We start from the raw sequence: 11,913 nt of genomic DNA, 5'->3' as shown, positions 1-11,913 counted from the left end.
GCCGGTCTTGCGGAAAGGAAAGTTCGATATGACAGATCAGACGCGATCGCTCGCGTCTGATCTGCGGTTTCGACGAACGCTGCCGGCGAGGCAGCACGATGATGTTCAGCGGTCGAGCCAGACGTTGGTCCAGTCACCCTGGGCGCCGAGCGCGTATGGCTGGAAGTTCTGGACGGCTTCGCCGCGATAGAGAATGATCTTTTCGGAAACGTAGGGCACGACGGGAGCATCCTTCATCACCAGTTCGTCGACCTGAGCCCAGAGCTTGCCGGCATCGGCCGAGGTGGTGGCATTGATCGCCTGCTGGGCGATCTTGTTGGCCTCGGCGTTATTGTAGTCGGTGTAATTATAGGTCTGGTGCGTGCCGTTGAAGGTGAACTGCGGCTGGAAGACCGAGCGTGCCGCACCGCCGACCCAGTCCGGCGACCAGCCGACCGGAGCGATGTCCCAGTTTCCTTCCTTCGTATTGCGGGGATTGGTCATGAACTTCGAATAGTAATCGGACGGCGCGACCGGAATGAGCTCGATGTCGATGCCGGCCTTCTTCAGGCTGGCCTGGATCGTCTGGGCGATGGCGGGCTCGGCGTTCTGGTTGCGGAAGGGCATCTTGAGCTTGATGCCGTTCGGGAAACCGGCCTCTGCAAGAAGCGCCTTGGCTTTTGCCGGATCGCCCTTGGCGCCTTCGGACGGGTAGAGATCGAATTCGTGATAGCCGAGCACGCCGGGGCCGAAGATGCCGTTTTGCGGCTGCGCGGCGGCGGCGCCACCCCACTGCTGGACGATGGCGGCCTTGTCGATCGCATACTGGAGCGCCTGGCGCACGCGCAGGTCCTTCAGTGCCCCCTTATTGTTGTCGGAAACCGTATTGATGAAGATGAACGACGTACGGCCGACCGACATCGTCATCAGCTTCTCGTCGCCGCCGGTACTCAGCATGTGCAGCGTCGCCGGGGGGATGATGATGTCGTAGGTCATGTCGCCGTCGCCGGCCTGCAACTGCTGGATTGCGGCGTCCGGCTGAATGCCGAATGTGATCTCGATTTCATCGACATAGGCCTTGCGCAACGGATCAGACTCCGCCTTCCAGGCCGGGTTGCGCACGAGCTGCAAGCGGCTGTCCGGCACGTATTCGGCAACGGTGTAGGGACCGCTGGAGATGAAGTTCGAACGGTATTCCGGGCCGTCGGGCATGTAGTCCAGCACTTCCACCGGCGCCGGCGCCGCCGTCGGCAGCGACAGCATGTAGACGAAGTCGCCAGCGCTTTCGGTCAGGCGGATGACGATCGTCTTGTCGTCGGGGGTCTCTATGCCAGCAATGTCATTGCCTTCGATATAGGCCTTCATCGCCTCGACGGTGGGGGCGACCTTCGCAAAACCGTCGCAGAATGCGCGCATGCCCTTGATCAGGTCGACATAGTAGGTCAGCGCGGCGGAGCCGAGAGCAGGATTGCACATGCGCTTCACACCGCGCTCGAAATCCTGGGCGACGACCGCCCGGGCACCGGACGGCGTATTCCAGGTCACCCCGTCGCGCAGCGTGAAGGTGTAGGTCAGGCCACCATCGGTCGGTTGGGCCACTTCGGTCGCAAGATCGCCCTTGGGCTCGATGCGGACATTCTCGTCGGTGGACGCTTCATAGCTTACGAGCTGACGGCTCACGGCACGCAGAAAGTTGTTGGTCGTGACCAACGCTGCCGACGTGGGGTCGAAGTGATCGAGATCGGCCGTGCCGACGATCCTCAGAACTCCGCCGGTCTGCGGCTCGGCCGCCAGAGACAGTGTCGATGAGGTCGCCAACAAGATGAGAGCAAAAGGCAATGCTGTTGTCTTCCGACGGTAGGCCATGAATCTGTTCCCTAATTATTGGAATTGATCGGCGCTCTCGATGAGGTGGCGACACGATTGAGCAGAATTTTGCCGATACAGCCTCAGGTGTCAATAGAATTGTCGACAAACTGAACACAAAGTAGGATTTCTGACCTCATCATTGTGACGAACCCTGTCTCAGTTTGCAGGCCGGGGCAGGGTACCCTGTGGGCAGGGTCGTGTGGCATCACCCAGGACCTGGCGGATCACGAGACGAAGGGCCCCGGTGCGGAGCCGATTGTGTCAAGATGCGTTAGAGAAACAGATCAGCGCTTATCAAGGAGCCCATTTTCCAATGCTGCTCCGCGCAGTGAAGGAGGAAGCTTGCGATGCGTATAAGGGTTGTGACACTCAACGTTTGGAATACTGAAGGTGCCGCTCGGCGGCTCGAAATCATCAACCGCGAACTGCGTCGAATCGACCCCGACCTGATTGCATTCCAGGAAGTGGTCCAGACGCGGGATGTCAGAATGCTCGATCGCATGCTCGAAGGTCTGAGTCTTCACTGCACGCATCAAGCGGATGTCCAGACGTTCAGTCCCCCGTTTTCCGACCGCTATGGCGGCAGCGCGATCGCGACCCGATGGCCACATCGGGCAGTTGAGGCGCTCGACTTGCGCATGGCAGGTACTGGCGACGTTCCCTGGGCGACGCTGGCTGTTGTCGTCGACTTGCCCCAATTGGGAGAACTGCTTTTCATTGGAGCGACCGCCGCGTGGCGGCTCGACGCTGAGGTAGCGCGCGAACGGCAGGCTATAGCGATCACCGATCTCGATGCGCGCCATCGCCGCGACCTGCCAACCATCATTGCCGGCGACTTCAACGCTACCCCGGATGCCGCGAGCATACGCTACTTGTCAGGTCTGCAATCGCTAGATGGCCGCAGCGTCCGTTATCATGATGCCTGGGCGGTGGCCGGCGATGGTCCGGGCTACACCTGGGCCATCGACAACCCCAATGCGCTTGTCGGCGCTAATCAGATCATCAAGCAGCCCTGCCAGCGGAAGCGCTTCGACTACGTATTCGTCGGCTCGTGGGACGCCCATCCCGAGGCGCATGCGTTCGTTCAATCGGCAACGCTCGCATTCAACACGCCGGTTGACGGCGTCTGGGCCAGCGATCACTTCGGGGTCGTGGTCGATGTCGAAGTCGGACTCGAAGCCTGAGCGTTTTATGCCGAAAGCGGGATTGCCGACTGCCCACTGCCCACGAGCAGCGTGGACTTTCCCGATCTCAGCCGATCGTGGTGGCCCTCCCGGGCCATGCCAGCGATCCTGCGATGTCGATGATGTCGTCGCGCGTTGGGGGTAGAATCTTGTTTGTTCAGGCAACCCCGAGCGCAATCTTGAAATCCTCGCCCCTCACCTTCTTGAGCTCGAAGCCGCGGTTCGACAGCTCGCGCGTCCATTCCATCGCGCTTCTGGAGCTTGCCGAAATCTTGCACTTTGATCCATACGAAGTGCTGCACCAAACGTCGGTTCAGTCCGGTTCAATCAATGTCCTGATCTCCGCCATCACAGCTGCCGAAAGCGGTCCCTTCGCAAGCGCCCCCACATTTTCTTCCACCTGGGCAACGTTTCGGAAGCCGGGAATCGGAAGCGTGCGTGATGACGTCGCCCATATCCAGCCGAGAGCTCCCTGGACCAGGGTTCGTCCGTCGGAGCGTAGGAGTTCGCGCACCGAATCGAGCTTGCGGCGGAATTCGGGGCGAACCGATCCATCCTTGAAGTATCGCAACCAGACGGCGTCCGAACTGCGGACGTCGTTATCCGGTAGCTTGGTGTGATCGAACTTGCCGGACAGCAGCCCCATCGCCAATGGTCCACGATTGATCGATATCAGGCCGAGGCGGTCCACCAGGGCGATCATCTCAGGCGCCGGATCGAGAACATTGAGATTATGCTGAACGGCGACGAAACCTCGCCGGTTGGCAAATACCTCCGCCCCTTTCGGATCGTCGGTGCTCCAGCCATAGGCGGTAATCTTGCCTTCGTGACCGAGCTCGTCGAGCGTGTCGAACACGGCCAAGGACTCCTCCACCGAGTAGCGGTTCAGATGGAACTGGAGAAGATCAAGACGATCACGCTGCAACCGCCGCAGTGATTGCTCGGTGGATTCGCGAATGAAGGCTGGCGTGGCATTCACACCAAGCGCCTGCTTTGTAGACGGATCAAACACGTTGCCGAACTTCGTGGCGATCACGACGTCCGAACGGTTCTTCAGGGCCGCTCCCAGGATTTGTTCGGAATGCCCGGCGCCGTAACTCGATGCGGTATCGAAGAAGCGGATGCCCAGATCCAGCGCGCGTTCGATCGCCGCGTGCGACTCCCGGTCGTCCACCCTACCCCAACTCAAGGCGGTTTCGCCCGAATGATATGGGCCGCCGATCGCCCAGCATCCCATGCCGAGCCGGGGAACCGTCACGCCAGTCCAAAGTCGAATTGTCTCGTTTGCCATATGTCGCTCCGCCGGTAATCAATCGCTGCGCTTGCCTGACGGGCGCCGCCGGTATCGGGTCGGCGCTTCGTCTTGGTCGCGAGCGTTCTGTCTCAGCCCTTCAGATATCCGCGCCGCCGCATGAAGGTGCTAACGCCGGATTGAATGTCGGCGGTCGCCTGTTCCGGCGTCTTGGTACCGGCGCAGGCTGCATTCACCTGATCATAGATGATGATGTTGAGCTGTTCCGCTTCCTTGATGGGCGGATAGGTCGCCACCTTTCCCTGCATGCCCTGCAGGATCGCCGGAACGCCCGGATATTTGGCGACGACATCGGGATCGGTGAAGGTCGATGTGCGGCAGGGCGAACCGCTCACGAGAGCGATCTGCCGCGAGACGGCGGCACTGGTCAGCCAGCCGAGAAAGAGCTTTGCGGGATCGACATTGCGGCCTTTGGCATTGATGCCTAGCCCCCAACCACCCAGAAGCACCGCCTCGGGCGTCGGCGAATAACCGAGCGTCATGGCGACCGACGACTTGGCGGGATCGAACAGAGTGCTCAGCCCCCCGCCCCACATGAAGCCCTGGGCGGACTGGCCGCTGGCCACACTGTTGATCATCTCGGGAAAATCCCAGGTGAGATTTCCCGGAGGGCTGACTTTGCCGAGCTGCGTCGCCATGAAACGGGTCGCCCTCACGCCCGCCTCGCTGTCGAAGGTCGGAGCACCCTTCTGATCGAAATAGCTGCCGCCATAGGCATGGAACAGGGTAATCCAGACGCAAGCCGTTTGGATGCTCTTGCCGGCCGGCATGTTGAAACCGTAGCGCGATCCGCCCACCAGCTTGGCGCCGCCATTATAGATGGCATCCCAGGTCGCTGGCGGCGTATCGGGCAATCCCGCTTCCTGAAACGCCTTTTTGTTCCATACGAGCAGCGACGCATCGCCAAGCAGCGGCAGCGTGACCAGCCTGTCGCCGACGCGCGAATAAGCATCAAGCGCCCGTTGCGGGTAATCCGCCAAATCGAGAGGAGGAATGCCCTTGATCTCCTGGTCGATCTTGGAGAGATCGACAAAATAGGGAGCGATCTCGTCCTTCCACTGATAAGCGGTGATCGAAACGTCGAAGCTATTGGTGTTGCTCGTCGCGTCGAGCACCATCTTCTGATAGCGGTCGGCCTGCTGCAGCGGTACGAACTTCAGCTCGATCCCGGTGGCCTCGCTGAAACGGCTGCAATAGGCGCTGATCTGCGCATAGGCTGGCGTCGAGCCCCAGGTAATGCTGAGCGACCGGCCCGCATAGGTCCGCGGCAGCCCCCGCGTGACCTCCTCAGCAGCGGTTCCCTGTGCATGCGCATAACGCAGTATGTAAGGACTTGCGACGGTGACAGCGGCCGCGCCGATAAAACCACGCCGAGTTATCTGTTCCATGTTCTCCTCCCAAGGCCTGGCGTCCTCTTCGCCCGGCTCCCGAGAAGATAGCGATAGATGCCGCACGGAGCGCAACGCGCAATGATCGCGGCCTTGAGTAAAGTTGGGTAAAGACATCGGCCCGAACGACGTAGCTGGGCTGTCTGCTTCCGGGCCGCCGCGCCCTTGGGATTCTATTCCGACGCCGCAAGATTCCGCAGCGCATCATTTTGTTGCTGCGCAGAACGGACGAGCGAAGGCTGGCCCGTTGCCGCAGCGTCCCACCCTCCGGTCCGGTCGCCGGCCTTACTCAATATTACCCAGCCGTGGCGGTCATGTGGATTGTGAGGTCTCGGGCAGTGCCCTAGCTTCCCGAAGCCAGTTCGATGGACTTTGCGGGAGGAGAGACTATGAGCCAGATGATGCCCTCGTTCAGGGGAGCCTGTTGCTGCGCGACATCCTATTCTGGAGAAACTTCGTGATCCAGAAACGACTGGGCCGCAGCGGCCTGACCGTATCCCCGGTATGTCTCGGCGCGATGATGTTCGGCGATCAGACCGATGATTCCGAAGCGGATCGCATTGTTCAATACTCCCGGGAGCACGGCGTCAATTTTATTGATACCGCCGACAGCTATGCAGATGGCCGCTCCGAGGAAATCCTCGGAAAGGCCATCGCCAAGGATCGATCGCATTGGGTGCTGGCGACTAAGGTCGGTGGCGCGCGCAGTCCCGGCATCGCCAATGGCGACGGCCTCGGCCGCCGCTGGATGATCCAGGCTGCCGATGCAAGCCTGAAGCGGTTGAGCACCGACTGGATCGATCTGTACTATCTGCATCGGGACGACCAGCGCGTGCCGCTGCAAGAGACGATCCGAACCATCGGCGACCTCATCACGCAGGGAAAGATCCGCTACTGGGGTTTCAGCAACTACAGCGCATGGCGGATCGTCGAAATGATCCGCACCTGCGACGCGCTTGGCGTCCCCTACCCAGTCGCGGCGCAACCGCTTTATAATGCCATGACGCGGGTCGCCGAGGTCGAATATCTCCCGGCCTGCGCCAATTTCGGCATCGGCGTGGTATCCTACAGCCCGCTGGCTCGCGGCGTGCTCACCGGCAAGTACTGCGCCGAGCAGGCGCCCGATCCGTCGTCGCGGGCTGGCCGCAACGATACCCGCATGATGCAGACCGAGTTCCGGCCGGAATCGCTGGCCATCGCCGAGAAGGTCCGGACCCATGCGCTGTCGCAAGGGCGCACCGCCATCGGTTTTGCGTTGAACTGGGCACTTGCAAATCCGACCATCACCGCCGTCATCGCTGGTCCGCGGACCCTCGAGCAATGGACGACCTACCTCGACGCAGTGGCCGAAGGCCCTGGTGATGGAGATGATGCGCTGATCGATGCGCTCGTGCCGCCCGGCCACAGCTCCACGCCGGGCTATACAGACCCGCTCTACCCGGTCACCGGTCGAACCGGAGCGGTCCCCGCATGAATATCAGTTCGTTCCAGGCTGCCATGAGAGGTCGGGGCGTTGCGGTTCTATTCCTACTACCCGCCGCCATCGTTCTGACGTTGATCTATTTCGGCCCTATGCTCTTCGCGCTGAGGGCCAGTTTCACCGCCTGGGTGCTGACCAGCCCGGGTAGTGAGAACATCTTCATCGACCTCGAAAATTATACCGACGTGATGTCCAGCCCGGAATTCTGGTCGGCGGTTCGCGTCACGGTCATCTACGCCCTCGTGTCGATCTGCTGCGGCCTGACGCTCGGCACGATCTTTGCCCTGCTGCTGGATGCCGACTTCTATGCCCAGTCGTTCTTCCGCTCCATCATGATTATCCCGATGGTCATCACGCCCTCCGTGATCGGCATCTTCTGGAAGCTTCTCTACGAAGAGGATAGCGGCGTCTTCAATACCTTCCTGACCGCGCTTCATCTGCCGAAAGTATCCTGGCTCAACCTCGACATGGCGCTGCCGTCCATAATCATCATGGATGTCTGGCAGACGACGCCGTTCTTTATGCTCGTTATTCTGGCGGGTCTCCAGGCCATGGATCGGAACGCCGTCGAGGCCGCGAAGGTCGACGGCGCGACCAATATTCAGCTCTTTCGATACATCACGCTGCCGCATCTCGTTCCTTACATGCTGATCGCAACCTCGTTTCGTGCGATCGCGGCGATGGGCGACTTCGACAAGATCTGGCTGCTCACCGGCGGAGGGCCCGGCGACCGCACGACGACCATCACCATCTTCGCCTACAAAGTCGGCTTCTCGGCCTTCGACATCGGCCGGACGACGGCGATCGCCTGGATCTTCGTCGTCATCGTCATCGTCGCGAGCTCCCCCTTGCTCTGGCGTCTGTTCAAGACAGCGATGAGGGACCGGTGATGGTGGCCGGACAGTCCAACAACTCAATCCGACGCCTGGCAATGACGATCCTTTGGGTCGTCATCGCCGTGGTCTATCTGTTTCCCTACACGTGGATGGTCCTGACGGCCTTCCGCAACCCGATCGACACTTTGGCGATGCGGTTTGTCTTCACGCCGACGCTCGATGGCTTCCGCACGATCTTCCTGGAAAGCAATTTCCAAAAATATCTGCTGAACAGCCTGCTGACTTCGATCCCCGCCACGATCGCCGTGGTCTGCCTGGCGGCACCCGCAGCCTATTCCCTGGCGCATCTCAACAGGCGAAGCGGTGTTTTTCTCGCCGCTGTCCTCCTCGCCCGCATGGTGCCGGGGATCGCGATCCTGATCCCGATCTACCTCGCGGCCGCCAAGGTGGGCATACTGGACCGAAAACTGACCCTGGTGATCGTCTACTGCGCGTTCAACCTGCCTTTCGCGATCTGGCTGTTGCGCGGTTTCTTTCGGGAGATTCCGGCAGAGCTGCGGGAAGCCGCAATCGTCGACGGCTGCTCGGAACTGCAGGTCTTCATGCGCATCGTCCTACCGCTCGTGAAGGGTGGCCTCGTGGCAACGAGCGTCTTTGTCTTCATCGCAGCGTGGAACGAATTCCTGTTCGCGCTCGCCCTGACCCAGTCCGATGCCGCCACCGCACCGCTTGCGGTGATTGGTTTCCGTAACGAGTACGGCATCCAGTGGGGAGCGATCGGCGCCGCCGCCGTCATGATTTCGACACCGGTCGTCGTCTTCGCCGTGGTCATGCAGAAATACCTGGTACGAGGCCTGACCATGGGCGCGGTGAAGGGATAGTGAGCAACATCAACAAGCAATAATAGAAGGGAGAACACGACCATGACCAACCTGAACCGACGCCAGTTCACATTGGCGACAGCCGCCGGATTCCTAGGCGCAGCCCTGCCGCTACGCGCCCAGGACCTTCCGAAGACCTATGCGGGCACGACGCTGAACATCATGTCGCGCACAAGTCCTCCATTCGATTCCACGGTGCAATTGGGGGAGGAATTCACCAACGCAACCGGCATCAAGCTGAACGTCACGCGCATCGCGCCGAGCGATCACTACGCCAAGCTGATGCTCGACTGGTCGAGCGGCACGAATGCCTACGATGTCAGCCTGTTCGTCTATCAGTGGAAAGCCGATCTGGCTCCTTTCCTGGCTGACCTGACCAATCTCGAGAAGGACGTGAAGGGCGCTCCGGCGCTGGACCTTGCCGACTATTCACCCAAAGTGCTGGAAGTCTATGGCAAGCACGACGGCAAGCTCGTCGGTCTGCCGATCCTCGGCGACGTTGCCTTCATGCTGTATAACAAGGCGATCTATGCCGCCAAGGGACTGGATCCGGAAGAAGGTCCGACCTCCTGGGAAGACATCGTCGCGCGCGGCAAGCAGACCATGTCCGAGGGCGTCTATGGCTATGCATTGCCGGCCGGCAAGACACCGCAGTGCTATGTCATGTGGTCGCTGCTGCAACACGCTTTCGGCGGCGAATTCTTCGACAAGGCCGGCAATCCCGACCTTGCCAACCAGGCGAGCCTCAAGGCGGTCAAGTTCATGGCGGAACAGCTGCAGCCGATCAGCCCTCCCGGCAACCTGACCTGGGACTACAACGAAGTGCTGAATTCATTCCAGCAGGGAAAAGCCGCCCATGCGGTGATGTGGGCCGGCGGTCTCGGCGCTCTGTCGGATCCCGCCAAGTCGACGGTGGCCGGCAAGTTCGGCGCGGTCATGCCTCCCGGCGGCGCGCTGCTCGGAGGAACGTCGATCGGCGTCAACGCCAAGGCGAAAAATCCGGAGGCCGCAAGGCTCTACGTAGCCTGGCTGACGTCGAAAGCGATCGTTCAGCGCACGGCTGCCGTCGGCACCTCGCCGGCGCGCCTGTCTGTCCTTCAGGATGCAGAGCTTGGGGCGAAATTCACCCACTACCCTGCCCTCGCGAAAGCCTTCTCGGCCGAGACTTTTGGCTATATTCCCGTCAAGGAAGCCGAGCAGGTTCTACTGATGGTGGCCGATGAGGCAAACGCCGCCTGCGCCAAAACGAAAACGCCGGAACAGGCCGTCGCCGACCTGCAGGCAAAAACCACGCAGTTCATGAAGCGCCGCGGATACCTCAAGTAGTCGCCTCCCAAGCGCCGTCGACGCCGGTAGACCGCTCGCAATGGCAATTGAAGGCCATTGCGGGCGGGCTGACTGGCGCCGGCCTACGTCACGCTTGATGGCAGGTCCAGGTCTCCAGAATTTACCCACGCGTCCGGCCGCGAAGGACCATGATCCGCCCCCTAACCCGGGCGACAACGTGTGTCCGGGGGAACCATTCAGGGGACCGTGATGCGATCATCGAAGATTGGAGGATCGGCGCACAGAATTACCCGTTTTTACTCACGCGGCGGGAAATTCGAATTGGAGGTCAATTGCAGTCCGCGGATACTCAAAGTGAGCGAGCATCAAAAGGTGCCGCCAATCGGGAGGAAATTCAATGAAGAGACGTTCATTTCTGAGCCTCACGGCTCTCATGACATGCCTATCCATGAATGTTGCCCATGCCGAGCCGAAGACGGTCACCTTGTGGCATGTCTTCAATCTCGAAACAGATATGATTCACGGCGGTATCAAGGCATTCAACGAATCCCAGAACGAATACCGCATTGAAGCCCGCATCGTGCCCGGCACCCAGGTCGTGACCGAACTGATCAAGGCGACCGCGACGGGATCGGTCCCGGATCTCGTAACGCTCGACAATCCGGTGGTCGCGAGCTTCTCGGCGCAGGGAACGCTGACCGACCTGACCGACAGGGTTGCCAAATCCAAGGTCATCAAGCCGGATATCTATTTCCCCGGTCCCTGGGCTGCCGGGTCTTGGAAGGGCAAGATCTACGGCGTTCCGCGCGACGCCAATACTCTGGCGCTCTACTACAATGCCGACATGTTCCGCGCCAAGGGCCTGGACCCCGACAAGCCACCGAAGACCTGGTCCGAGCTTCGCGCCGCCGCCGAAAAGCTGCGGGATCCCGCCAAGGGCGTCTACGGTTTCGGCTTCTGCGCCCTGCAGGCCGAAGAAGGCGTCTTCCAATGGCTGCCGTTCCTGACACAGGCCGGAGGATCGGTCGACAAGCTCGATCAGCCTGAAGCCGCAAAAGCCCTGCAGTTCTGGGCCGACATGGTCAAAGACGGCATCGCTTCCAAGGACGTGATCAACCAACGGCAATACGAGGTCGCCAATACGTTCATGGCAGGCAACACCGCCATGGTGCTCGGCGGCCCATGGGAGTTGCCGCGGATGCAGAAGGAAGCCAAGTTCGATTGGCGCCTGACGCTGCTGCCGGTAAAGGAAGACAAGAACGTCAATGCGTCCGCTCTCGGGGGCTACATATTTGTGTCCCCCAAGGGAGCCAAGCAGGTCGACGGCGCCTTCAGCTTCATCGAATTCATGTCCAATCCGCAGTTCCTGAACGAAGGCTGGAAGACCGGCCGCCTTGCGCCGCGCACGGATGTGACCGTTCAAGATCCGCAATGGCCACAGGCTTACTCGATCTACCGGGAGCAGATGCAGTTCGCCCTCCCGCGTGGTCCCCATCCGCAATGGCCGGAAATTTCCCGCGCGATCCAGACGGCGATGCAGGAGGCGATAACTGGCGCCAAGCCTGCCGATCAGGCGCTCAAGGAAGCTGCCCAGAAAATCCAGCCGATCCTGGCCAAGACACCTCTTTGAGGCCCGCATGGATCGACGGTACCGCGCATATCGAGGGTACCCGCAATCCGGTGCGGATGCCTGAGTT

Annotated in this window: 9 protein-coding genes and 1 pseudogene; 6 read left to right on the top strand and 4 right to left on the bottom strand. The window is 60.7% G+C overall.

The window, feature by feature from the left end:
• Nucleotides 1-105 precede the first annotated feature (105 nt).
• Nucleotides 106-1,845, bottom strand: a complete 1,740-nt coding sequence (locus AAE029_RS25110; RefSeq protein WP_371075624.1) for an ABC transporter substrate-binding protein — start codon at nt 1,843-1,845, stop codon at nt 106-108.
• Nucleotides 1,846-2,195: 350 nt separating this feature from the next.
• Between AAE029_RS25110 and AAE029_RS25105 the strand changes: the two genes are divergently transcribed.
• A complete protein-coding gene (locus AAE029_RS25105; RefSeq protein WP_371075623.1) occupies nt 2,196-3,032 on the top strand; it encodes an endonuclease/exonuclease/phosphatase family protein in 837 nt (278 codons plus the stop codon).
• 67 nt (nt 3,033-3,099) lie between these two features.
• On the opposite strand, the pseudogene AAE029_RS25100 reads toward AAE029_RS25105, so the two are convergent.
• The 3 genes and pseudogenes from AAE029_RS25100 to AAE029_RS25090 form a co-directional block, all read right to left on the bottom strand.
• Nucleotides 3,100-3,276 (bottom strand): annotated as a pseudogene (locus AAE029_RS25100) (LysR family transcriptional regulator); the annotation flags it as partial.
• Between the two features lie 69 nt (nt 3,277-3,345).
• On the bottom strand, nt 3,346-4,323 hold the full coding sequence (locus tag AAE029_RS25095) for an aldo/keto reductase (protein WP_371075622.1): 978 nt from the start codon (nt 4,321-4,323) through the stop codon (nt 3,346-3,348).
• Between the two features lie 92 nt (nt 4,324-4,415).
• Nucleotides 4,416-5,732, bottom strand: coding sequence for an extracellular solute-binding protein (locus AAE029_RS25090; protein WP_371075621.1), 1,317 nt, complete (start codon nt 5,730-5,732; stop codon nt 4,416-4,418).
• Between the two features lie 457 nt (nt 5,733-6,189).
• Between AAE029_RS25090 and AAE029_RS25085 the strand changes: the two genes are divergently transcribed.
• The 5 genes from AAE029_RS25085 to AAE029_RS25065 all read left to right on the top strand — a co-directional run bounded on the left by AAE029_RS25085 (nt 6,190) and on the right by AAE029_RS25065 (nt 11,846).
• On the top strand, nt 6,190-7,206 hold the full coding sequence (locus tag AAE029_RS25085) for an aldo/keto reductase (protein ID WP_371075655.1): 1,017 nt from the start codon (nt 6,190-6,192) through the stop codon (nt 7,204-7,206).
• Nucleotides 7,203-8,102, top strand: a complete 900-nt coding sequence (locus AAE029_RS25080; protein ID WP_371075620.1) for a carbohydrate ABC transporter permease — start codon at nt 7,203-7,205, stop codon at nt 8,100-8,102. The genes AAE029_RS25085 and AAE029_RS25080 overlap by 4 nt, the downstream gene beginning before the upstream one ends.
• A complete protein-coding gene (locus AAE029_RS25075; RefSeq protein ID WP_371075619.1) occupies nt 8,102-8,929 on the top strand; it encodes a carbohydrate ABC transporter permease in 828 nt (275 codons plus the stop codon). The genes AAE029_RS25080 and AAE029_RS25075 overlap by 1 nt, the downstream gene beginning before the upstream one ends.
• 42 nt (nt 8,930-8,971) lie before the next feature.
• Nucleotides 8,972-10,255 carry an extracellular solute-binding protein gene (locus AAE029_RS25070; protein WP_371075618.1) on the top strand — a complete coding sequence of 428 codons (1,284 nt, stop codon included), beginning with the start codon at nt 8,972-8,974 and terminating at the stop codon, nt 10,253-10,255.
• A gap of 358 nt (nt 10,256-10,613) precedes the next feature.
• The gene (locus tag AAE029_RS25065) at nt 10,614-11,846 is read left to right on the top strand and encodes a sugar ABC transporter substrate-binding protein (RefSeq protein WP_371075617.1); all 1,233 of its coding nucleotides are present in this window, start codon (nt 10,614-10,616) and stop codon (nt 11,844-11,846) included.
• Nucleotides 11,847-11,913 lie beyond the last annotated feature (67 nt).

It is taken from the genome of Sinorhizobium sp. CB7 (assembly GCF_041357635.1).
GTDB lineage: Bacteria > Pseudomonadota > Alphaproteobacteria > Rhizobiales > Rhizobiaceae > Rhizobium.
Note: the sequence above shows the minus strand (reverse complement) of the source record. Positions and strands in the feature narration are given on the sequence as shown.